19 protein-coding genes are annotated in these 21,630 nt (G+C 64.6%); 10 read left to right on the top strand and 9 right to left on the bottom strand.

The window, feature by feature from the left end:
- Positions 1-158 precede the first annotated feature (158 nt).
- Entirely contained in the window at positions 159-1,676 is a 1,518-nt protein-coding gene (locus tag IRZ77_RS02655; RefSeq protein WP_230385742.1) for a sensor domain-containing diguanylate cyclase, read from the top strand.
- Between the two features lie 173 nt (positions 1,677-1,849).
- On the opposite strand, the gene IRZ77_RS02650 is transcribed toward IRZ77_RS02655, so the two are convergent.
- Together IRZ77_RS02650 and IRZ77_RS02645 are read right to left on the bottom strand one after the other, a co-directional pair.
- Positions 1,850-3,172: an APC family permease gene (locus IRZ77_RS02650; RefSeq protein WP_108479810.1), complete on the bottom strand. Its 1,323-nt coding sequence runs from the start codon at positions 3,170-3,172 to the stop codon at positions 1,850-1,852.
- Between the two features lie 99 nt (positions 3,173-3,271).
- Entirely contained in the window at positions 3,272-4,093 is an 822-nt protein-coding gene (locus IRZ77_RS02645; RefSeq protein ID WP_108479809.1) for a carbon-nitrogen hydrolase family protein, read from the bottom strand.
- A 162-nt stretch (positions 4,094-4,255) separates the two neighbouring features.
- Here IRZ77_RS02645 and IRZ77_RS02640 point away from each other — a divergent pair, with 162 nt between their 5' ends.
- Positions 4,256-5,044 (top strand): helix-turn-helix transcriptional regulator, encoded by a 789-nt coding sequence (locus IRZ77_RS02640; RefSeq protein ID WP_108479808.1) that lies wholly within the window; start codon positions 4,256-4,258, stop codon positions 5,042-5,044.
- 92 nt (positions 5,045-5,136) lie between these two features.
- The gene (locus tag IRZ77_RS02635) at positions 5,137-5,790 is read left to right on the top strand and encodes a dTMP kinase (RefSeq protein ID WP_085600938.1); all 654 of its coding nucleotides are present in this window, start codon (positions 5,137-5,139) and stop codon (positions 5,788-5,790) included.
- A gap of 13 nt (positions 5,791-5,803) precedes the next feature.
- Here the strand turns inward: IRZ77_RS02635 and IRZ77_RS02630 are convergent, their stop codons facing one another.
- From IRZ77_RS02630 to IRZ77_RS02620, 3 genes are all read right to left on the bottom strand, one after another.
- Entirely contained in the window at positions 5,804-6,937 is a 1,134-nt protein-coding gene (locus tag IRZ77_RS02630; protein WP_108479807.1) for an HlyD family secretion protein, read from the bottom strand.
- The gene (locus tag IRZ77_RS02625; protein WP_046614268.1) at positions 6,934-8,583 is read right to left on the bottom strand and encodes an MFS transporter; all 1,650 of its coding nucleotides are present in this window, start codon (positions 8,581-8,583) and stop codon (positions 6,934-6,936) included. The genes IRZ77_RS02630 and IRZ77_RS02625 overlap by 4 nt, the downstream gene beginning before the upstream one ends.
- A 159-nt stretch (positions 8,584-8,742) precedes the next feature.
- Complete coding sequence (locus tag IRZ77_RS02620; protein WP_108479785.1) at positions 8,743-11,259, bottom strand: excinuclease ABC subunit UvrA; 2,517 nt, start codon at positions 11,257-11,259, stop codon at positions 8,743-8,745.
- Between the two features lie 202 nt (positions 11,260-11,461).
- Here IRZ77_RS02620 and IRZ77_RS02615 point away from each other — a divergent pair, with 202 nt between their 5' ends.
- The 4 genes from IRZ77_RS02615 to IRZ77_RS02600 all read left to right on the top strand — a co-directional run bounded on the left by IRZ77_RS02615 (position 11,462) and on the right by IRZ77_RS02600 (position 16,322).
- Positions 11,462-12,637 carry a M20 aminoacylase family protein gene (locus tag IRZ77_RS02615; protein ID WP_108479786.1) on the top strand — a complete coding sequence of 392 codons (1,176 nt, stop codon included), beginning with the start codon at positions 11,462-11,464 and terminating at the stop codon, positions 12,635-12,637.
- Between the two features lie 81 nt (positions 12,638-12,718).
- Positions 12,719-14,029 carry a citrate-proton symporter gene (locus tag IRZ77_RS02610; RefSeq protein ID WP_039613655.1) on the top strand — a complete coding sequence of 437 codons (1,311 nt, stop codon included), beginning with the start codon at positions 12,719-12,721 and terminating at the stop codon, positions 14,027-14,029.
- Positions 14,029-15,483, top strand: a complete 1,455-nt coding sequence (locus tag IRZ77_RS02605) for an amidase (RefSeq protein ID WP_153670939.1) — start codon at positions 14,029-14,031, stop codon at positions 15,481-15,483. The genes IRZ77_RS02610 and IRZ77_RS02605 overlap by 1 nt, the downstream gene beginning before the upstream one ends.
- A 65-nt stretch (positions 15,484-15,548) precedes the next feature.
- Entirely contained in the window at positions 15,549-16,322 is a 774-nt protein-coding gene (locus IRZ77_RS02600; protein ID WP_046614263.1) for an IclR family transcriptional regulator, read from the top strand.
- A 146-nt stretch (positions 16,323-16,468) separates the two neighbouring features.
- On the opposite strand, the gene IRZ77_RS02595 is transcribed toward IRZ77_RS02600, so the two are convergent.
- The 4 genes from IRZ77_RS02595 to IRZ77_RS02580 form a co-directional block, all read right to left on the bottom strand.
- A complete protein-coding gene (locus IRZ77_RS02595) occupies positions 16,469-17,380 on the bottom strand; it encodes a LysR family transcriptional regulator (RefSeq protein ID WP_046614262.1) in 912 nt (303 codons plus the stop codon).
- A 91-nt stretch (positions 17,381-17,471) separates the two neighbouring features.
- Complete coding sequence (locus IRZ77_RS02590; RefSeq protein ID WP_046614261.1) at positions 17,472-18,128, bottom strand: HAD family hydrolase; 657 nt, start codon at positions 18,126-18,128, stop codon at positions 17,472-17,474.
- 224 nt (positions 18,129-18,352) lie between these two features.
- The gene (locus IRZ77_RS02585; RefSeq protein WP_052970511.1) at positions 18,353-18,598 is read right to left on the bottom strand and encodes a DUF2790 domain-containing protein; all 246 of its coding nucleotides are present in this window, start codon (positions 18,596-18,598) and stop codon (positions 18,353-18,355) included.
- 213 nt (positions 18,599-18,811) lie between these two features.
- Positions 18,812-19,207, bottom strand: coding sequence for a RidA family protein (locus tag IRZ77_RS02580; RefSeq protein ID WP_108481400.1), 396 nt, complete (start codon positions 19,205-19,207; stop codon positions 18,812-18,814).
- 141 nt (positions 19,208-19,348) lie between these two features.
- Between IRZ77_RS02580 and IRZ77_RS02575 the strand changes: the two genes are divergently transcribed.
- The 3 genes from IRZ77_RS02575 (at position 19,349) to imuA (ending at position 21,630) form a co-directional block, all read left to right on the top strand.
- Positions 19,349-20,263 carry a LysR family transcriptional regulator gene (locus tag IRZ77_RS02575; RefSeq protein WP_108481399.1) on the top strand — a complete coding sequence of 305 codons (915 nt, stop codon included), beginning with the start codon at positions 19,349-19,351 and terminating at the stop codon, positions 20,261-20,263.
- 138 nt (positions 20,264-20,401) lie between these two features.
- A complete protein-coding gene (gene lexA, locus IRZ77_RS02570) occupies positions 20,402-21,010 on the top strand; it encodes a transcriptional repressor LexA (protein WP_013972727.1) in 609 nt (202 codons plus the stop codon).
- Positions 21,010-21,630, top strand: coding sequence for a translesion DNA synthesis-associated protein ImuA (gene imuA / locus IRZ77_RS02565; RefSeq protein WP_108481398.1), 621 nt, complete (start codon positions 21,010-21,012; stop codon positions 21,628-21,630). Before lexA ends, imuA begins: the two co-directional genes overlap by 1 nt.

The following is a 21,630-nucleotide window of genomic DNA, read 5'->3' as shown; positions in this document are numbered from 1 at the left end:
ATGCAAGCCAGTCAAGCCGATTGGGGCCGCAAAGCGGCCTTACCCCGGCCCTTGCACCGATGGCGGAGTCTTCTACGCTCTGAAGGGGGCAGGGGGAGCCGCTATTCATGGAGAGAACGAGCAGAACGAGCGCGCGATACATAGGCATTCGCGGTCTGATGCTGTGGCTGCTGTCGACCAGCGTCCTGGTCACGCTGGCCACCTGCCTGGTCGTTGCCTACGGGGTGATGCGTGACTCGTTGATCCACTCGGCACTGGAATCGCACAAGGCCTATGCCTACAAGGTGGCGTCCAGTATCGACCAGTTCATCCATTCGGTGCATGAGCGCCTGCAATACAGCAGCCAACTGATCGGGCAGGACTTCACCAACCGCGCCCTGGTGACAAGCGAAGCGAAACGCCTGCAGGCGCAGGATTCCGAGCTTCAGATCGTGATCATTGCCGATGCCTCGGGGAACATACTCGATGGTTACCCGCACCTGGACTTCGCGAAAACCTTGAAACTCGGTGAAGCCGCCAGGCGAGCGGCAAGCGCCGGACGCCCGTTGGTCAGCCAGGCGTTCACCTCACCTGACGGCCATTTCAGCGTTTTCATCTCCAACCCCATTCGCGATGGCCAAGGCAACGTGCTCGGCTTGATCGGGGGCGTGGTGAACCTGCGAGAAGGTGGGGTAATGAGCATCCTTATCGGTGGGCATCAGCTCGCCGACGCATTTGCGTTCGTCGTCGACGAGAACCTGCAGGTCCTGTATCACCCGGATCCCACCAGGCTGGGGGTGGTGCTGGACTCCAGCGCAACTGCCCATGCGGCCTTGCGAGGGGGCGAGGGGGAACTGGAAGCGACTGACTATCGAGGCATACCGATGTTGGCCGGGTATGCCGAGGTCAAGGCCGCGCACTGGGCGGTGGTGACCCAGCAACCGCGGGAGGACGCGCTGCACCCGTTGCGTAACCTGATGCATGACACATTGTTGAAACTGCTGCCCGTGAGCCTGTTCGGGCTGTTGCTGATACTGGCGGTGTCCACCTGGGTTACCCGCCCACTGCGGCAATTGGCCAACAGTGCGCAACACGTGCCTGAACTCGGTGCCAGCCGGGAATTGCACGCGCTGAATGCCTGGTACGCCGAGGCTGCGGCCATTCGCAGTGCGCTGGTGGCCGGGGTGCAGTTACTGGACTTGAAGATCAGCAACCTGAACCACGCTGCGGAAAGTGACCCGCTGACCGGGCTGGTCAACCGCCGGGGCATGAACGCGGCGTTGGCGATCCTCGACCAGCGCGAGCAGCAGTATTGTGCGCTGGCGCTGGATATAGACCACTTCAAGCGGGTTAACGATACATGGGGGCACGATGTCGGGGATGTCGCCCTGCAGCATATCGCGGGCATCATCCAGTCCTGTTCACGCGCAGGCGACCTGGCTTGCCGGGCCGGCGGGGAAGAGTTCTGCCTGCTGTTGCCGGATACCAGCCTGCAGGTGGCAACCGACATTGCCGAACGCATCCGCACCACAATCGCTGCCAGCCCGCTGGACCAGGTCGGTGCGATGACGATTTCCATCGGGGTAGCCGGCCGTACGTCCGCCGAGCAAACGTCCGCCGCCATTCTCAAGTGCGCGGATGAGCGTTTGTACAGGGCGAAGGACGCCGGGCGCAATCGGGTGGTAAGCGCGGGATGATCGCCGGCCCGCGAAGAGGATTACAAATGTAACCTCCGCGCGGGCCTTCGACAGGGCCTTACGGTTGCTCTCGCAGGTTGTGTAGCGCTATTGGGCCTTTGCCAAGGCACTGCGCACCAGGCACCCCAAGGTCGAGGTCGACAATGACCGGATCTTCCTCATCGATGGGCCGCTCAGGCTTCCTCGAAGTGCATCTCCGGGGGCTTGCGCCTGAAACCACGGGTGATCACGGTCAGGTAGAGCACCCCGAGGCAGAGCCAGCCTGCCCCCAGGTAGATCGCCAGGTGATCAAGACTCGCCATCAGCCACAAGGTGGAGGCAAAGCCCACCAGGGGGAACGCCAGGTACATCAGCAGCGCGTTGGCACCACGCTGTTGCATGGCACCCCAGTAGTGGAAGATCACCGCCAGGTTGACCAGGCTGAAGGCGAGAAACGCCCCGAAGTTGATGAACGAGGTGGAGGTCGTCACGTCCATGCGCAAGGCGAGCAGGGCGACCACCCCGCACAGGATGATGCTGGGCACTGGCGTGCTGAAGCGTTCGCTCAGCTTGCCGAAGAGTGCCCTGGGCAGCACACCATCACGTCCCATCGCATACAGCAGCCGGGAGGCGCTGGCTTGCGCCGACAGGCCCGAAGTGAACTGGCCGACAATCAGCCCCAGCAGGAAGATGCTGACGAAGATGTCGCCACCGATGTTCTGGGCAATTTCATAAGCCGCCGCGTCGGCGTTGGCAAAGTCTGTGGACGGGTGAGCAAGCTGAACGAAGTAGCTGCAGGCGATGAACAGCCCACCGCCGATCAGGGTGATCAGCAGGATGGCTTTCGGGATGTTCTTGCGTGGTTCCTTGGTTTCTTCAGTCAGGGTGCTGACCGCGTCGAAGCCCAGGAATGAATAGCAGGCAATCGCCGCACCGCTCATGATCAGCGGCAACTGGGTGCCTTCCTTGTAGAACGGCTCGAGTGTCCACAGCGCCACCGTGGGGTCACCCCATACATAGTGCACCGCGAGTGCAACGAATGCCGCCAGCACCAGCAACTGGATGAACATCAACAGGCCATTGACGGTCTTGGCCAGCCGCAGACCGATCACATTGATCGTTGTGGTGATGCCAATGAATGCCAGCACCCAGATGGCTTGCGGCACGCCCGGGAACGCCGAGTGCAGATAGGCCGCGCCAATGAGCCAGATCGCCATGGGCAGGAACAGGTAGTCGAGCAACACCGCCCAACCGGTGATGAAGCCCAGCTGCGGGCTGATCGATTTGCGCACGTAGGTATAGGCGGACCCTGCGACCGGAAAGGCACGCGCCATGTGGCCGTAGCTCAAGGCGGTGAAGAGCATGGCGATGGCGGCAGCGAGGTAGGCTGCGGGTACCTTCCCTCCCGTCGTCTCGGCGAGGATGCCGAATGTGCCCAGAACGATGATGGGGGTCATGTAGGCGATGCCGAAAAGCACCACCGAGCCCAGCGAAAGCGTTCGCTTGAGTGTGGCCATTACTGCTTGCTCCAGCTTGTGATTGTTATTCAGAGTCGAACACGCTGCCGTCCCTGGCGGCCTTGCATTCCAGTAAGAGAGCCTGGAAGGGTGGAATATTCAGGAGGGGATGATCAGTTCGCGAAGGCCGTTGGCATGCTCGACCTGTTCACCCGGCAGCCGGATGCGGCGCTGGGCGATGTAGGTGTAATCGCGCCGCGACTGCTGCAGTTGCTCCATGCCCAGCTCGACGGTCATCCGGCACTCGCCCCGGCCGGCTTCGCACAGCAACTGGCCGTACGGGTCGACGACGGCACTGCCGCCAGCGAAAACCAGGCCGCCATCACCGTCGCCCACGCGGTTGACCATGACCGCAAAGGCCTGATTTTCCATGGCGCGTGCGGTGATGGCGGTTCTGTGGGTGGGCCCGTACGGGTCCATGTTGCCGTTGGTGACGATGATCAGTTCTGCGCCCAGCTGCCCCAGGGCACGGGCGGTTTCGGGGAATTCGATGTCAAAGCAGATCAGCAGGCCGACACGGATGCCTTTGAACAGGGCTGTCGCAAAACGGTCGCCTGGGGTGAAAACCCCGCAGTCCGATGCCCAAAGGTGGGTCTTGCGGTAGGTGAGCGCTACGCCTTCAGGTGTGACCAGTACGGTGGTGTTGTAGAAACGACCGTCGTCTGCGGCTTCGGCCATCCCGACGACCACGGCAACGTTTTGCGCTTGTGCAGCCTGTTGGACTGCCGTGATGCTCGGGCCATCCAGTGGCTCGGCGAGGCGGCCGATATTCTCTTCGGTCGGGAAGCCCATCAGTTGGGTTTCCGGGAAGACCAGCAGATCGGTATCGGCGCCGCAGTTGCCGATCGCCTCGATGGTGCGCTGCAGGTTGTACGCGGTATCGCCATCGCGACCGGCCAGTTGGACAAGCTCTACCTTCATTTCCAATCCTCGACTAACAGCTTCGACCGCCATGCCCTGGCGGCATGGGGTGTAAAAAACGATCCCGGTACAGGTTCGCTCAGCGTAAGCTAGCCCGGATTATGGGGTGGTCATCATGGCGGGGGGTATTACGCCCACGTGGTAACCCAACAGGGGTAGAGGATGAATCTTACGCTGCACGACATCGCCTGGCACCGATCGGTAGGCCAATTGATCGAAACCCTCGACAAGGACCACTTCTGGACAGCCCTGGTGCGGTTACTGAACGAGTACGTTGCCTGCGACAGCTGGGTTGCGCTGCTGTTTTCCGCTGGGCGCCCACAGGTGTTCGCCGAATGCCCCAGTGCAGACGGCAACCCTGATCCGCTGTTTCAGGATTATCTGAAGGGCCTGTACCTGCTGGACCCGTTCTACGTGGCCAGTCGGGAGTCGGCAGCGTCCGGCCTGGTGCGCCTGGCGGATGTAGCCCCTGAGTGTTTCGAGCAGACGGACTACTACCAGCGCTATTTCCGGCTTAACGTGGTTGCCGATGAAATTCAGTTCAACGTGCAGCTGGATGCGCAGCGCACGCTGTGCCTGTCGTTGGGTAGCAAACGCCGATTCAGCATCGAACAGGTCACCCTGCTGGAGCTGTTGCGGCCGTGGGTCACTGCGCTGATGCGCCAGCGCATGACCTTCGAGCGGGAGTTGCTTGAAGAGGCCACCAAGCCCGCACCGCACTGGCAAAGCCGCATGGAGGACAGGGTCGAGCAGATGGAGTCGCCATTGACCGGTCGTGAACTGGAGGTGGGGCGGCTGATGCTGAGTGGGTGTTCCAGCAAAGAGATCGCGCGCAAGCTTGAAATCTCCGTGGAAACAGTGAAAGTGCACCGCAAGCATATGTACAGCAAGCTGGGTATCAAATCGCAGTCGGAGCTGTTTTCGCTGTTTCTTCAGGCCCAGCTGGGTTGATTCAGGCTGGCTGCATGCCCCAACTGGCTTGTGCTGAATGTTTTGTCACCTGGGGCCTGTGCTGCATCTTCAGATTTGACTGGTAATTAAAAATGACCCGCCCGCTGTTTGTTTCCATCGATGGGCCCAAGGGCACCGGCAAAACCACGCTTCTGGAGGCGGTTACCAAGGCCCTGAGGGCTGACAACAAGAAAGTGATCCGGCTTTGCGAGAAAAAAAGCGACCCCTACCGGGGAGAAACCATGGCCCTCGTCAATCAACTGGTCAGAAGCCCCTCCCGGGCCCTGGAAATGAGGGTATGCGAGCGCTTCGCCGAAAGCCGTGCCTGGATTTCCCGGCACGTGCTGCCCAGGCAGCCCGCGGGCAGCATCATCCTGATCGATCGCTGGTACCCGTCTGACGCCGCATTTCGGCGCAGCGTGGCGTTCGACGAGATCTTGCGCCTGAACCTCGAGCGAAATGTGCAAGTGCCCGATTTGCATGTCGGCGTTGTCACGCTCCCCGATACTTCATGGGCAAGGGCCGCGGCACGAACACGTGGGTTGGGCAGTACGGTGATCCATAGCCTGGACGAGCAGGTTGCCTGTACCGAGGCGTTCGAACGTGCGGTTGCGCAATACGGCTGGGTACTGTGCCGTAATGAAGGGGCCATCGAGGATGCAACGCGGCAGGTAGTGGCCGAGATCGATGGCGTGCTTCGGTGTATTGAGCGGGTTGGTGGGTGGCCTGTTCGCGATGGTAGCTGACTTCCAGCTTTCATCAGTGTTCGCCACGGGTATCGATACTGACCACCACCGACATTCCCGGTCGCAGGCGCCGAGCCTCCGGCTGGTCTGCATCCACGGTGATCCGCACCGGTATGCGCTGGGCAATCTTGACGAAGTTGCCCGTGGCATTGTCCGCCTGCAGCAAGGCGAACTCGGAGCCGGTGGCCGGTGATATCTGCTGCACGTGCCCATGCAGCTTCAAGTGGTTCAGCGCATCCACGGTGAAACTCACCGGCTGGCCAATGCGCACGTTGGCCATCTGGGTTTCCTTCATGTTGGCGATCACCCACAAGGTGTCGGGTACCAGCGCCATCAACTGCGCACCGGAATTTACATAGGCCCCCAGTCGCGTGCCGATCTGCCCAAGCTGGCCGTCGCGCGGGGCGGTGACACGGGTGTTGTCGAGATCGATGCGGGCCAGCTCCACGGCGGCCTTGGCGCTTTCCACCGAGGCCTCCAGCGCGGCCCGGTTGACCACCACGGTTTCGCGGTCCTGGCGGGCGATTTCCAGTGCCGCCCTGGCCTGGGCCAGGCTGGCGACAGCTGCGGCCTCGCTGGCCCGGGCCAGGTCCAGGTCGCGGCGCGACACCGAGCCGTCGCTGACCAGCGCCTGGTTGCGGCCAAGGTCGGCCCTGGCCTTGGCTGCCTGGGCAGCGGCATCGCCAATGGCCGCCTGGCGCTGCGCAATGGTGGCTTCGGCACTTTTACGTTGCTGCAGGTTGTTGGCCAGCGCCGCCTGTTGTTGCTGCAGCTGGGCGATGGCCTGAGCCAGGCGCTGCTTGTAGATGCGGTCGTCCAGTTGCACCAGCAGGTCGCCGGCCTTGACGAACTGGAAGTCGTGCACCGGCACATCGACGATATAGCCGCTCAGCTGCGGCCCGATGATGGTCACCTGGCCGCGCACCAGGGCGTTCTCGGTACTTTCGATGGCGCTGCTGAATGGCGGCAGGCGCCAGGCATAAAGCACCAGCAGGATACCGGCCAGGGCCACACAGGCGAAGCTGATCGACGACAGGATACGCACCCGCCGCGAACGCACCGGGCTGGTCGGCTCGCTGGGCGGCGTGGCGCCTTCCGGGGTTTCGGCAATGGCGGTGGTGGTCGTGGTGCGGGTGTCGTCGGTCATCGGGTGGGCGCGCCGGGGGTGGAGTCAGGGGAAATGGCCCGGCGTTTGGTGTGCCAGAGCCAGGTGCCACGGATGCAGATCCAGATCATGGTCAGGATAGCGATGCAGCCGATCAGCACGAACACATCGTTGTAGGCCATGATATTCGCCTCGCGGGTGGCGGCACTGGCCAACAGGCGCATGCCGGCTTCGCTGCGCAGCGCCGGGTCGGCAATGATGCCGCCGTAGCCGGCACCGCCGCTTTGCACGCGGGCCGTAACCAACGGTTCCAGGTAGCTGAGGCGGTCCATCAGGTGGCTGGAGTGGAATTTTTCCCGCCAGGTCTGGAAGGTGCCCAGCAGCGCCGCGCCAATCAGGCCGCCGAGGTTGTTGCAGATGCCGAACAGCACCGAGAAACTCACCAGGTTGCGCGGGTTGGCGCGCACATGGCTGATGCCCAGGGCCATGGATGGGCCGAGGAAGAAGGTGCTGCCGAACGCCAGCAGGAACTGGCTGAGGTACATCTGTGCCGGGCGGGTGAGGTTGCTCGAACTGCTGTCCATGAAGGCGCCGGTGGCCATGGCCAGCAGCGAGATGAACAGCGGGATCACCAGGTGGTTGGGGTTGATGGTGAGGGCACTGCTGGCCAGGCCGGCCACTGCGCCCAGCAGCATGACCGCGTACAGCGTGCGCATCTGTTCGCTGCCCATGTTCAGCGCCTGCAGGAAGCCGACCGCCCCGGTGGACTGCTCCGAGGTGACCATGCGGATCAGCACCACGCACAGGGCCAGGCGAATGATCGCGCCGCTGCCCAGCCAGCGGGTCATCAGCAGCGGGTTCTGGCGGTTGTGCTCGATGGCCAGGCCGCTGAAGATCAGTGCGATCGAGGCCGCCAGCGCCATGCCGATCCAGGGCGCCTCCAGCCACCAGTCGATACGCCCGAGTGACAGCACGGCGCACAGCAGGGCGGTGCCGCTGGCCATCAGCGAGAAGGTGAGAAAGTCCAGCGGCTCGAAGGTCTTGAAGCGGTCACCGGGGGGCAGCTTGAGCATCAGCACACAACCCAGCGCAGCCAGTGCAAGGCCCAGTTCGAACAGGTACAGGCCGCGCCATTCGGCGATCTGCAGCAGGTCTTCGGAAAATATCCGTGCCAGTGGCAACGCCAGCTGCGAGGCGCCCAGGCCAAGCACCATCGCCTTTAGCCGCCATTGCGCCGGGAACGCCTGGATCATGTAGTACAGCCCCAGCGAGCTGAGCGCCGCACCGACCATGCCATGGGCCGCCCGCACTGCGATGGCCGAGTTGAGGTCGTTGACCAGCAGGTGGGCGAAGGTGACCAGGGCATAGAGCACCAGGAACACCTCGGTGAACGCGCGCAGGCCGAATTGCTGGCGAAACTTCACCAGCAGCAGGTTGATGGACACGTTGGTCATTACGTAGGCAGCCGGCAGCCAGGCCATTTCCGCCGTGGTTGCGCCCAGCGCACCTTGCAGGAACACCAGGTTGGCGGTGACCAGCGCGTTGCCCAGCCCACCGGTGATCGCCACCAGCAGCCCGACGACTCCGTAGGCCAGGCGCTTTGCGGGCGTGTGCAGGGGCGTGGAGGGGGAGCCCGGCAAGCTGGGCTTTTCGTGGGGGAGCCACTGGCGGGGGGCGTATTTGTCCATGGGGCAGACTGTACTTGAGGGCGCCGGGGGATGAAAACAGTCTATCGCCTGCACTGGCCTCTTCGCGGGTAAACCCGCTCCCACAGGTACTGCACAGCTTGCAAGATCTGTGGTGACCCTGTGGGAGCGGGTATACCCGCGAAGAGGCCGGTGCAGGCGCTACAAGGCCTTGGCCAGAAACTCTGCAGTGCGGCTTTCGGCACACCCGGCCACCACCTGTGGCGTACCGCTGACCACCACCTGGCCCCCGGCATCCCCGGCCCCCGGCCCGATGTCGATCACCCAGTCGCTCTGCGCCACCACTCGCATGTCATGCTCGACCACCACCACGCTGTGCCCGCCATCGACCAGGCGGTTGAGCTGCACCAGCAGCCGGTCGATGTCCTGCGGGTGCAAGCCGTTGGTAGGTTCGTCCAGTACATACAACGTCGCCCCGCGGGCCATGCGTTGCAGCTCGGTGGCCAGCTTGATGCGCTGCGCCTCGCCGCCGGACAGTTCGGTGGCCGGCTGGCCCAGGCGCAGGTAGCCCAGGCCGATGTCCTGCAGCACCTGCAGGCAGCGCCGCGCCGCAGGCTGTTCGGCAAACACCTGCAGGGCCTGGTCGACCGTCAGCTGCAGCACCTGGGCAATGTTCATGCCCTGCCAGCTCACCGCCAGGGTTTCCGGGTTGTAGCGGGCGCCATGGCAGGTCGGGCAGGGCGCATAGACGCTGGGCATGAACAGCAACTCGACGCTGACGAAGCCTTCGCCCTCGCAGTTCTCGCAGCGCCCCTTGGCAACGTTGAAGGAGAAACGCCCGGCATCGAAGCCTTTTGCCTTGGCCTGTTCGGTAGCGGCGAACAGCTTGCGCACATGGTCGAACAGGCCGGTGTAGGTGGCCAGGTTGGAGCGGGGCGTACGGCCGATCGGCTTCTGGTCGACCTGCACCAGGCGCCTGATGCTGCCAAGGCCGGCGCTCACATGCCCGCCGCTGGCCTGTTCGGGTTCATCTTCCAGGCTCTGTTCTTCGGGCTCGTTGCGCTGGGCGGCATGGCCCAGGTGCGCACCCACCAGCTCCAGCAGGGCCTGGCTGACCAGGCTCGACTTGCCCGAACCGGAAATACCGGTGACGGCGGTAAAGCAGCCCAGCGGGAATTGCGCACTGAGGTTGTTCAGGTTGTTGCGGCTGATGCCTTCGAGCTTCAGCCAGTCGCGGGCCTGGCGTGGTGTGCGCGTGGTCTGGGACGGTGCACTGAACAGGTAGGCACGGGTGCTCGACTGCTCGACCTCGGCCAGGCCCTTGGGCGGCCCGCTGTAGAGGATGGTGCCGCCATGCTCGCCAGCGGCAGGCCCTACATCCACCAGCCAGTCGGCGCGGCGCATGGTGTCCAGATCATGTTCCACCACATAGACCGAATTGCCAGCGTGCTTCAGGCGCTGTAGCGCCTCGAACAGGGCTTCGCTGTCGGCCGGGTGCAAACCGGCCGAAGGCTCGTCGAGCACATAGATCACGCCGAACAGTTGCGAATTCAGTTGTGTGGCCAGGCGCAAGCGCTGCAGCTCGCCAGAGGACAGGGTCGGCGTGCTGCGCTCCAGGGCCAGATAACCCAGGCCCAGGTCGAGCAGGGTGTCGATGCGCTCGAGCAGCTCGTTGGCGATGCGTTGGGCAGCCAGGCGCTTTTCCAGGGTCAGGTCGTCCTGCTGTTGTGCCAGGTAGTCTGCTGCCGCCACCTTGCGCAACACCTCGGCCAGCGCCTGCAGCGACAGGTGCGACAGCTCGGCGATGTCCAGGCCGGCGAAGGTCACCCCCAGCGCCTCGCGCTTCAGGCGCTTGCCTTGGCACAGCGGGCACGGGCTGGGGCGCATGAACTGGGCAACGCGCTTGCGCATCTGCGCGCTTTGCGAGTGCATGAAGGTGTGCAGCACGTACCGCCGGGCACCCATGAACGTGCCCTGGTAGCTGGGCTCTAGCTTGCGCTTGAGGGCGGCGCGGGTCTGCGCCGGGGTCAACCCGGCATACACCGGCGCGGTGGGTGTTTCTTCGGTGAACAGGATCCAGTCACGCTGCGCCTGTGGCAGGTCGCGCCAGGGGATATCGACGTCGTAGCCTAGCGTCACCAGAATGTCGCGCAGGTTCTGGCCCTGCCAGGCCATCGGCCACGCCGCCACGGCGCGCTCGCGGATGGTCAGCGACGGGTCGGGGACCATGGTCGCTTCGTCCACTTCGTAGACCCGGCCCATGCCATGGCATTCCGGGCAGGCGCCCTGCGGCGTGTTGGGCGAGAAATCCTCGGCATACAGCATCGCCTGGCCGGCTGGGTAGTGGCCGGCGCGGGAGTAGAGCATGCGGATCGAACTGGACAGGGTGGTCACGCTGCCCACCGAAGAACGTGCACTCGGCGTGCCGCGTTGCTGCTGCAGGGCCACGGCCGGGGGCAGGCCTTCGATGGCGTCGACATCCGGCACGCCAACCTGGTCGATCAGGCGTCGCGCATAGGGCGCGACCGACTCGAAGTAGCGGCGCTGGGCTTCGGCGTAGAGAGTGGAGAAGGCCAACGAGGACTTGCCCGAGCCGGACACGCCGGTGAATACCACCAGTGCGTCACGGGGAATATCGACATCGATGTTCTTGAGGTTGTGCTCGCGGGCGCCACGGACGCGGATGAAGCCGGTGGGGGTGGTGGGGCGTGGGGGCATGACGCAGTCCTTGGCTTTGGCTGAACAGTGCGCTCAAGGTAACAGCAAAGGCACGACTTTGTGTTCCACCGTGTGAAACCAGATTCGATTGTGCTCCCAGCTTCCTCGCGCTTATCTGTCAGCCAAGCACGACCTGCCATACCCGTCGTGACCTCAAGGCGAACAACAAGAACGGGAATCCACCCGCGCGAGGAGACTCTACATGTCCCGACATCAGCACATCCTGGCCTGGCTGAACGATGTGGCCAGCGACCTGCACGCAATCCGTCACGATATCCACGCTCACCCGGAACTGGGTTTCGAAGAAAGCCGCACTTCAGCGCTGGTTGCCCGACTGCTCGAAGAATGGGGCTATGAAGTGCACACCGGCATCGGCAAGACCGGCGTGGTCGGCGTACTGCGCAGCGGCAGCAGCCCACGCCGCCTGGGCCTGCGCGCCGACATGGACGCGCTGCCCATCCACGAAGCCACCGGCGCAGCGTACAGCAGCCAGCACCAAGGCTGCATGCACGCCTGCGGCCATGACGGGCATACCACCATGCTGCTTGGCGCCGCGCGCTACCTGGCGGCGACCCGGCAGTTCGACGGGACGCTGACGCTGATCTTCCAACCGGCCGAGGAGGGCCAGGGTGGCGCCGAGGCAATGCTGGCCGATGGTTTGCTGGAGCGCTTCCCTTGCGATGCACTGTTCGGCATGCACAACATGCCCGGGCTGCCGGCCGGGCACCTGGGCTTTCGCGAGGGGCCGATGATGGCCTCGCAAGACCTGCTCACGGTGACCCTCGACGGGGTTGGCGGCCATGGCTCGATGCCGCACCTGACCGTCGACCCGCTGGTGGCGGCGGCCAGTGTGGTGATGGCCCTGCAAACCGTGGTGGCGCGCAATATCGATGCGCAGGAGGCGGCCGTGGTTACCGTCGGCGCCTTGCAGGCCGGCGAAGCGGCCAACGTGATCCCGCAGCAGGCGCTGCTGCGCCTGAGCCTGCGAGCGCTGAACGCCGAGGTGCGGGCGCAGACCCTGGAGCGGGTGCGGGCGATCATCGTCAACCAGGCCGAGAGCTTTGGCTGCCGTGCCACCATCGAACATCGCCCGGCCTACCCGGTGTTGGTCAACCATGCCGCGGAAAACGCCTTCGCCCGGCAGGTGGGGGTGGAGCTGCTCGGTGCCGAGGCAGTGGATGGCAACACCCGCAAGCTGATGGGCAGCGAAGACTTCGCCTGGATGCTGCAACGCTGCCCGGGCGCCTACCTGTTCATCGGCAATGGCGTATCGCGGCCGATGGTGCACAACCCGGCCTACGACTTCAATGACGACATCCTGCTGACCGGCGCCGCCTACTGGGGCGCGCTGGCAGAGCGCTGGCTCGCGCCCGCCTGACCTTCCTGTTGACGACTGCCGCTGGAATCCGGGCGCGACCGCGCCTGGGCGATCACCCAATCATTGTGTGGAGTGTTTCCTATGCAGACTTCGAGCACCGGCGTGTCGCGTACCCGGCAAGTGGTCGCCGCCGTCATCGGCAACGCCCTGGAGTGGTATGACTTTATCGTGTACGGCTTTCTGGCCAGCATCATCGCCCGGCAGTTCTTCCCCTCCGACGACGAGTACGCCTCGCTGCTGATGGCCCTGGCCACCTTCGGCGTCGGCTTTTTCATGCGCCCGGTGGGCGGCGTGCTGCTGGGCATGTATTCCGACCGCAAGGGCCGCAAGGCGGCGATGCAGATGATCATCCGGCTGATGACCGTGTCGATTGCCATGATCGCCTTTGCCCCCGACTACCTGGCCATCGGCATGGCCGCGCCGCTGCTGATCGTGGTGGCGCGCATGCTGCAGGGTTTTGCCACCGGCGGCGAGTACGCCAGCGCCACGGCCTTCCTGGTGGAGAGCGCGCCGGCCCACCGCAAGGGCCTGTATGGCTCGTGGCAGCTGGTGGGGCAGTGCCTGGCGGTGTTCTCGGGGGCGGCGATGGTGGCCCTGGTCACCCACTTGTGCACGCCTGCGGCGCTGGACAGCTGGGGCTGGCGTATCCCGTTCGTGCTCGGCCTGCTGATCGGCCCGGTGGGGCTGTGGATTCGCAAGCACATGGAAGAGCCCGAGGAATTCATCGAGGCGCGCCGCCAGGCCAAGGGCCAGTCGCCCAGCCTGTGGCAGGTGCTGCGTGAGCATCGGCGCAGCCTGTTGGTATCGATGGGCCTGGCCTGTGGCGCGACGGTGTCGTTCTACGTGGTGCTGGTGAACATGCCGACCTTCGCCCACAAGAACCTCGGCCTGCCGCTGGACCAGGTGCTGCTGGTGCAGATGCTTGCCGTTGGGCTGATGACCGTGGTGATCCCGCTGTCCGGGGCGTTGTCTGACCGGCTGGGGCGGCGCCCGGTGCTGATGGCCTTCACCCTGGCGTTCTTCGTCATGGTCTACCCGTTGTATGTGTGGGTGGCTGCCGCGCCGTCGCTGGAGCGCCTGCTGGTGATGCAGCTGCTGCTGTGCACCGCCATCGGTGGCTTCTTCGGGCCGGCGCCCACGGCCCTGGCCGAGCAGTTCCCGGTCGAGGTGCGTTCTACCGGTGTGTCGGTGGCCTATAACGTGGCGGTGATGGTATTCGGCGGCTTCGCCCCGTTGATCGTCACCTGGCTGAGCAAGGTACTCGGTACCCCAGTGGCGCCATCGTTCTATGTGCTGTTCGCCTGCCTGCTGACACTGCTGGGCACCTATTGCCTGAAAGAAGCCCCACGCGCGGGCAAGCCTGCTGCTTTCAACCTTGGAGTGAAACCGTGATGCCGCTAGCCATCGACCCCATCGTTGCCCTCGATGCCGAGGCATTGTCCCGGGCCATCCATGCCCGCCAGATGTCGTGCCGGGAGGTGATGCAGGCTTATCTGGCGCATATCGAACGCTTCAACCCGCAGGTCAATGCGCTGGTGTCGCTGCGCCCGGCCGAGGCACTGCTGGCCGAGGCCGATGAGCGTGACCGCGAGTTGGCCCGTGGTCATTCGCGCGGCTGGATGCATGGCATGCCCCAGGCGATCAAGGACCTGGCCGCCACTGCCGGGCTGCGCACCACCCTGGGCTCGCCGCTGTTCGCCGAGCAGGTGCCCGATCAGGATGCAATCAGCGTGGCGCGGGTACGGGCCAGTGGGGCGCTGATCGTGGGCAAGAGCAATGTGCCCGAATTCGGCCTTGGTTCGCAGACCTACAACACCCTGTTCGGCACCACCACCAACGCCTACGACCCGGACAAGGTGGCCGGAGGCAGCAGCGGCGGGGCGGCGGCGGCGCTGGCCATGCGCCTGCTGCCGGTCGCCGATGGCAGCGACATGATGGGCTCGCTTCGCAACCCGGCGGCATTCAACAACGTGTATGGCCTGCGCCCGTCGCAGGGCCGTGTTCCCCACGGGCCGGCGCCGGAACTGTTCGTGCAGCAGCTGGCCACCGAGGGGCCGATGGGCCGCAGCGTGGTGGATGTGGCGCGGCTGTTGTCGACCCAGGCGGGCTTCGATGCGCGGGCGCCGTTGTCGCTGGGTGAGGGCCGGCGCGATTTTGCCGCCGGGTTGCAGCGCGATTTCCGCGGCGTGCGGGTTGGCTGGCTGGGCGACTACGACGGTTACCTGGCGATGGATGACGGGGTGCTGAGCCTGTGCGAAGCGGCCCTGGCGGACTTCGCCGAACTGGGCTGCCGGGTCGAAGCCTGCCAGCCGGCGTTCGACCTGGCGCGCTTGTGGCAATGCTGGCTGACCCATCGCCACTTCCTGGTGCACGGCAACCTTGGTGCGGCCTATGCCGACCCTGGCAAGCGCTCGCTGCTCAAGCCCGAGGCGCAGTGGGAGGTGGAGGGTGGCCTGCAACTGAGCGCGACGGCGGTGTACCAGGCTTCGGTGGCCCGCAGCGACTGGTACCGCGCGCTGGGCAAGCTGTTCGAGCGTTACGATTACCTGCTGTTGCCATCGGCCCAGGTGTTCCCTTTCGATGCACGGCAACCTTGGCCAACGGTTGTCGGGGGGCGGACAATGGACACCTATCACCGCTGGATGGAAGTGGTGATAGGGCCGACCCTGGCCGGCTTGCCGAGCATCAGCGTACCGGTCGGTTTCAACGCTGCCGGGTTGCCGATGGGTCTGCAGATCATCGGCCCGGCCCAGGCCGACCATGCGGTGTTGCAGCTGGCCCATGCCCATGAACAGCTCACCCGTTGGGTAGCGCGGCGCCCGCCCCGGAGCCTGCAAACGCCATGAAACTGCTGGGCAGGCGCGGATCTTGCTGGCTATCCTGACCATCCAGCTACAGGGAGGTCACACTCATGGGTATCACGGCAGACAGTGGCGGCGTGCGTTCGGTGGAGCGGGCGCTGGCCATCGTCGACCTGCTGGGCGAACACCAGGCGCTGGGCCTGGAAGAACTGCATTACCTGACCGCGCTACCCAAGGCCACGGTGTCGCGCATGCTCGCCACCTTGCAGGAGCAGGGCTGGGTCTACCGCGGCCTCAGCGACCGGCGTTACCGGCTGTGCGCGCGGCGCCTGTTCGGCGACCGCCAGCTGCGTTTCAAACGGCGCCTGGTGGAGCACGCAGCGCCCATGTTGCTGGAGTTGAGCGAGCGCACCGGGCTGGTGGCCGACCTGTCGTGTTTCGACGGCGAGCGGCTGGAGGTGATGGAAAGCGCCATCCCCCAGGTATTGCGCAAGCGCTACCCGCACACCTGCCAGATCGTCGGGCACCATGCCAGCCTTTTCCACTCGGCGATGGGGCGGGCGTGCCTGGGTGAGTTGGCGGTTGATGAAGTGCAGCGCCTGGCGGCCCATGAGCGGGTGGGCGACGAGACGGTGCTGCGCGATATCGAGGAAGAAGCGAACAAAGGGTTCGGCCAGCGCACCGAAGGGCACTGGGAGTACCCGGTGCGCTTGCCGTTCCTGATCCGCGCGATAGCCCTGCCGGTGCATGCCGAAGGGCGCCTGGCCGGGAGCATTGCCTTGCACTGGCCGCTGGACCAGGCGCCGGTGGAACGGGTGTTGAACCTGCACCTGAACAGCCTGGCGACAACGGTGGGGGAGGTGCAGCGGGCCTTGGTGGTTTGAGTCAGCCTGTACCGGCCACTTCGCGGGCTTGCCCGCTCCCACAGGTACCGAGCAGGTCTCAGGCAATGCACCATCCCTGTGGGAGCGGGCGAGCCCGCGAAGAGGCCAGTGCAGCAAACAACAAAAGAAGCTGTGTCCGAGGCCCCTCAGCGCTCCAGGCTGTACATCCGGCACTCCGCCAGCAGCGCCAGCAGGTTCGGCTCACGCTCCCGCGCCTTGAGGAACACCACGCCGATGTGCTGCTGCAAGCGATATTGCGGCTTCAGGGCAATCAACCTGACCCGGTTTTCGTACACCGCCGCGATCCGCCCGGGCAGCAGGGCAAAGCCCACGCCCGAGCTGACCATGCTCAGCAGGGTGAAGATATCGTTCACCTGCATGGCCACCTTGGGTTCGAAGCCGGCCTGCTGGAACACCCGGGCGCCATCGCGGTGGGTGGCAAAGCCCTGGGTCAGGGTGATGAAGGTGGAGCCGGCCAGGTCGGCCAGGTCCACTTCGGCCTGCTCGGCGAAGGGCGAATCGATGGGCACGGCGAGGAAGATGTCGTCGGAGAACAGCGGCAGCTGCTCGCAGGCCGGGTCGCTGACGCTTTCGTCGAGCGACACGAGGATGGCCTCCAACTCGTGATTCTTCAGGCGTTGCAGCAGGTCGACGTTGGAGCCAAGGGTCAGGTCGATGTTGAGTTCGCTGCGGCGCAGCTTGAGGCCCATGACCAGCTTGGGCACGGTTTTCACCGTCAGCGAGTAGAGCGCACCCAGGCGGAAGCGCTCGGCGTAGAAGCCGGCGGCCTCGCGGGTCTGGCGGACCATCTGCTCGGCGTCCTGGATCAGCTGCCGGGCCTTTTTCTCAAGCACGTAGGCGCTTTCCAGCGGGATCAGCTGGCGGCCTTCATGCTTGAACAGCGGGCAGCGCAGTGCGCTTTCCAGCGAGTGGATGGCGCGGTGCACGCTGACGGCACTTGTGGCCAGCTCCGCGGCAGCGCGGCCGAGGTTGCCGGTGCGCATGAAGGCGAGGAAGGTTTCCAGCTTCTTGAGGGTCAGTTCTTCGTCGATCAGCATGGGGGCCTGGGGTGTGCGGCTTGGGGGGTATGGTGGGTTTGAGATCGAGCGCCGCCCGCGCGGCGCCTCGATCTCAAACCCACCAGATACCTCAAGCCCGACGCTCGATCAACGCCCACAACGCCGGGTCGTTGAAATCATCGATCACCAACCCAGCCCCCGCCGCCAGCAACCGCTCCGGCGTCTGGGTAGTGGCCACGCCCACGGTAAAGATCCCCGCGCCACTCGCTGCCGCCACCCCCGGCAGCGAATCCTCGAAGGCCAGTGCCTGGTCGGCTTCGGCACCCAGCCGCTGCAAGCCGGTCAGGTAGGGCAACGGGTCCGGCTTGGGCCGTGCCAGTTCCTCGGCCACCAGCACATGCTCGAAGCGCTGGCCCAGGCCCATGGCGTTCAACATGTGCTCGGCGTTCAGCCGCGGTGCGTTGGTCACCACGCACATGCCGATGTCACGAGCCCGGGCATGCTCCAGCAGGCGCACAAGGCCCGGCATCGGCTCGAGAGACGGCGACATGTCGCGGAACAGCGCCTCCTTGCGGTCGGCCAGCACCTGGCATTGTTCGGCACTGGCACCGGCAAACAGCTCGGCGAACAGCTCGCCGTTGGCGCGGCCGCTGACCTGGGCATCGAACTGCGCCTGGCTCAGCTCGCGGCCGTCATGCTCGCGCAGCAGTTGGCGAAAGGCCTGCAGGTGCAGGGTGTCAGTGTCGGTGAGGGTTCCGTCGAGGTCGAACAGCAGGGCAGTCAGCATTGGGTATTCAGGTCCAGAAATCGTGGGCGGGCCAGAAGGGAGATTCTTTGCCTTTGGAGTTACGTGAACTTCGCGACTTCTGAGTGTACTGGAGTACGGCAGCCTTGGCAGAGCTGTGCTCGAACTCGAGGTTGGCGCCTGCGCATCGAGTCAGCAACTGCCAAAGCTGGAAAGGCAACCGAGTAACCGGCCGTTGGCACGCTCCGGCTTTCGAAGTTTGGTCATCAGTTCTGGTTGGCGTAGGTGGCTGGGCGCAGGTAGCTGATCTTCTGTACCTTGCCGTCGCTGTCACGGTAGGTGAGGGTGGCGATCTCGGCGTTGCCGGTGGTGTGGCTCGAAGCCTCCACAGCGATCACCTGGGCGATGTCCAGGTTCATGCCGTACTGGTACGCAGAGGCTGTCTGGGCGAAGGCGCCGACGCTGCTGCCGAAGGTCAGGGTGGCGAGAGTGATTGCTTTGATGATGTTCATGGTCATGCTCCGTTAGCTTGGGTAGTGGGATCAGCGACTGCTTGCTGCCTGGGTTTAATATTGCGCGATGGTATTTAGTGCGCAAAATATATTTCCACTATCCGGTCTATTGGAGCGCTGCATCGCCTGAACGATGGTGCGGATCGCCGCGAGGGCTTCCCGCACACCGTCTTCCGCAGTCAGGTTCCCGGACCAGCCATATAGCTTTCAGCATCATTGCGGTAGTTTCGCGATCACCTTGATCTCGAAGTCGAAGCCCGACAGCCAGGTCACGCCGATAGCGGTCACCGTCGGGTAGGGAGCCTCACCCCAATACTCGGCCGCCACCTCCCAGATGGTCTCGAATTTCGAGTCCGGGTCGACCATGAAGATGGTCGTGTCAACCACATCCTCGAAACTACTGCCGGCTTCGGCCAGGATCGCGTTGAGGTTGGCGAAGGCCATGCGAACCTGCGCCGCGAGGTCCGGCTCGGCCGAGCCGTCCTTGCGGCTACCTACCTGGCCGGAAACGAACAGAAAACCGTTGGAACGAATCGCTGGCGAGTAACGGTGGCGCTCATACAAAGCATGGCGATCAGGCGGGAAGACGACATCACGTTTGCTGGACATTGCGTACCTCGTTCGGGGCGCTGGCGGCCCGGTGATTAGGGTGAAGCCACTATAAGAAAGGCCGCCGGCCTGAATAAACGGGCAGCGCTGGCCATGACTGTTTGTATAATCCAAACAATCCAGGCGCGAGTGAGACGTGGAATGGACCGTTTCGATGCAATGCAGGCATTTGTCCGCGTGGTGGAAACCGGCAGTTTCACCAAGGCGGCAGCCACGCTGCACATGAGCAAGACCACCGTGACGCAGCTCGTTCAGCAACTGGAAGCGAGGCTGCGTGTGCGCCTGCTCAACCGCACCACACGCAAGGTCAATGTCACCGCCGACGGTGCGGCCTACTACGAACGCGTCGTCCGGCTGCTGGTCGACATGGACGACGCCGAGACCAGTTTGTCCAGCGCGTCGATGACACCACGCGGGCGGCTGCGAGTCGATGTACCCAGCCCACTGGCGCGAATGCTGCTGATACCAGCCTTGCCAGGGTTCTTTGCACGCTATCCAGAAATTCAGCTGACTGTGGGCGTGAGCGATCGTATCGTCGACATCATTGGTGAAAACGTCGACTGCGTGGTGCGTGGCGGCGAGATCACCGATCAATCCCTGGTGGCAAGGCATGTGGGCGATTTGAAACTCGGCATCTATGCCGCGCCCAGCTATTTGCAGCGCTTCGGTACGCCGGTGCACCCCCGTGAGCTGGAGGAGGGCCGACACAACACCGTCGGCTTCCTCTGGTTTCGTACAGGCAAAGCCTTGCCCTACGCGATGCAGCGGGGCGAGGAGCGCATGGAAGCCCACGGCCGCTCGCAGCTGATGGTCGACGACGGCAATGCGTACCTTGCCGCCGGCTTGGCTGGCCTGGGGATAATCTGGCTCCCGCAGTACATGGCCAGACCGCACCTGGCCAGCGGCGAGCTGCTGCCGTTGTTCGAAGACTGGCAGATGACGCCAATGCCGATGTACCTGGCATTCCCGCCGAATCGCCATGTCAGCGCCAAGGTGCGGGTATTTATCGACTGGATGATCGAGTTGATGGCCGAGCATGCGCCTGTGGCTGGGTGAAACAGGGGTAAACCCATTTCGCCATCCAAAAGCATCAGCCTTTTCCCTGGAGTATCAGCCCAGCCATTGAACGCAGCCGTCAAGCCGTCGACGAAGGGGGCTGTTCAGCGCGCCCCGAAAAGAGTACAAATGTGCTCCATGGACAATCTAACCCCAAAACGCCGCGCCATCTTCGAGTTCATCCGTGAACGCATTGCCGATCACGGCCAGCCGCCGAGCCTGGCCGATATCGCCACGCGCTTCGGTTTCGCCTCGCGCAGTGTCGCGCGCAAGCACATCACCGCCCTGTGTCAGGCCGGCTACATCGACGTCACGCCAAACCAGGCGCGGGGCATACGCCTGGCCGAACGGCTGCGCCGCCCGGAAATCCTCGAAGTGCCGGTGCTGGGCCAGGTGGCGGCAGGCGCCCCCATCGGCCCGGACCTCGACATTCACGAGCAGTTGCTGCTCGACCCCAGCCTGTTCCGCCGTACCCCCGACTACCTGCTGAAGGTGCGCGGCGACTCGATGATCGACGACGGCATTTTCGACGGTGACCTGGTTGGCATCCTCCAGCAGGCCGATGCCCGCGATGGCCAGATCGTGGTCGCGCGCCTGGACGGCGAGGTGACCATCAAGCGCCTGCAGCGCCAGGGTGGCAATTACCGGCTGTTGCCACGCAACCCGGCCTATGCGCCCATCGATGTGCGGCCTGAACAGGAGTTCTTCATCGAAGGCGTGTTCTGCGGCTTGCTGAGGCGTGACTGATGGGCGCGGTGGTCGACCTCGACAGGTTGCTCGACCAGCGCCGGGTATGGCGCGGTCGGCAGGCCCAGGCGCGGCCGCTCGGCCTGCAGCCCACGGGCCATGCCACCCTTGACCAATGCCTGCCGGAAGGCGGTTGGCCCGCGGCTGCGCTCAGCGAGCTGTTGCTGGCCAGCCCCGGCTGTGGCGAATTGCAGCTGCTGTGGCCAACCCTGGCCCGCTTGAGCGCTGAGGCCAGCCGAATCGTGCTGGTGGCTCCGCCATTCATTCCTTACGCCCCGGCCTGGCAGGCCGCGGGGGTGGACCTGCGCTGGCTGGTACAGGTGGACGCCGCACCTGCCGATGCCCTGTGGGCCGCCGAGCAGTGCCTGCGCTCTGGCAGTTGCGCGGCGGTGCTGTGCTGGCCGGAACGAGCCGATGACCGCGCCCTGCGGCGCTTGCAGGTGGCTGCCGAAACCGGGCAGGCGCTGGCCTTCGCCTGCCGGCCGCAACAGGCGGCCCACAACCCTTCACCCGCAGCGCTGCGCATTGCCGTCGACACCCGTCCGGCACAATGGCGCGTGCTGAAAAGCCGTGGCGGCATGCCTCCGGCGCTGCCCATCGCCTGCCCGGGGCGGGGCTGA

The sequence above is a fragment of the Pseudomonas pudica genome, from assembly GCF_015680405.1.
Classification (GTDB): Bacteria; Pseudomonadota; Gammaproteobacteria; order Pseudomonadales; family Pseudomonadaceae; genus Aquipseudomonas; species Aquipseudomonas pudica.
Note: the sequence above shows the minus strand (reverse complement) of the source record. Positions and strands in the feature narration are given on the sequence as shown.

Bases quoted from the DNA above. Each gene is read 5' to 3' on its own strand.
- IRZ77_RS02655 (WP_230385742.1), top strand. From the start codon at position 159: ATGCTGTGGCTGCTGTCGACCAGCGTCCTGGTCACGCTGGCCACCTGC.
- IRZ77_RS02650 (WP_108479810.1), bottom strand. From the start codon at position 3,172: ATGGCCACACTCAAGCGAACGCTTTCGCTGGGCTCGGTGGTGCTTTTC.
- IRZ77_RS02645 (WP_108479809.1), bottom strand. From the start codon at position 4,093: ATGAAGGTAGAGCTTGTCCAACTGGCCGGTCGCGATGGCGATACCGCG.
- IRZ77_RS02640 (WP_108479808.1), top strand. From the start codon at position 4,256: ATGAATCTTACGCTGCACGACATCGCCTGGCACCGATCGGTAGGCCAA.
- IRZ77_RS02635 (WP_085600938.1), top strand. From the start codon at position 5,137: ATGACCCGCCCGCTGTTTGTTTCCATCGATGGGCCCAAGGGCACCGGC.
- IRZ77_RS02630 (WP_108479807.1), bottom strand. From the start codon at position 6,937: ATGACCGACGACACCCGCACCACGACCACCACCGCCATTGCCGAAACC.
- IRZ77_RS02625 (WP_046614268.1), bottom strand. From the start codon at position 8,583: ATGGACAAATACGCCCCCCGCCAGTGGCTCCCCCACGAAAAGCCCAGC.
- IRZ77_RS02620 (WP_108479785.1), bottom strand. From the start codon at position 11,259: ATGCCCCCACGCCCCACCACCCCCACCGGCTTCATCCGCGTCCGTGGC.
- IRZ77_RS02615 (WP_108479786.1), top strand. From the start codon at position 11,462: ATGTCCCGACATCAGCACATCCTGGCCTGGCTGAACGATGTGGCCAGC.
- IRZ77_RS02610 (WP_039613655.1), top strand. From the start codon at position 12,719: ATGCAGACTTCGAGCACCGGCGTGTCGCGTACCCGGCAAGTGGTCGCC.
- IRZ77_RS02605 (WP_153670939.1), top strand. From the start codon at position 14,029: ATGCCGCTAGCCATCGACCCCATCGTTGCCCTCGATGCCGAGGCATTG.
- IRZ77_RS02600 (WP_046614263.1), top strand. From the start codon at position 15,549: ATGGGTATCACGGCAGACAGTGGCGGCGTGCGTTCGGTGGAGCGGGCG.
- IRZ77_RS02595 (WP_046614262.1), bottom strand. From the start codon at position 17,380: ATGCTGATCGACGAAGAACTGACCCTCAAGAAGCTGGAAACCTTCCTC.
- IRZ77_RS02590 (WP_046614261.1), bottom strand. From the start codon at position 18,128: ATGCTGACTGCCCTGCTGTTCGACCTCGACGGAACCCTCACCGACACT.
- IRZ77_RS02585 (WP_052970511.1), bottom strand. From the start codon at position 18,598: ATGAACATCATCAAAGCAATCACTCTCGCCACCCTGACCTTCGGCAGC.
- IRZ77_RS02580 (WP_108481400.1), bottom strand. From the start codon at position 19,207: ATGTCCAGCAAACGTGATGTCGTCTTCCCGCCTGATCGCCATGCTTTG.
- IRZ77_RS02575 (WP_108481399.1), top strand. From the start codon at position 19,349: ATGGACCGTTTCGATGCAATGCAGGCATTTGTCCGCGTGGTGGAAACC.
- lexA (WP_013972727.1), top strand. From the start codon at position 20,402: ATGGACAATCTAACCCCAAAACGCCGCGCCATCTTCGAGTTCATCCGT.
- imuA (WP_108481398.1), top strand. From the start codon at position 21,010: ATGGGCGCGGTGGTCGACCTCGACAGGTTGCTCGACCAGCGCCGGGTA.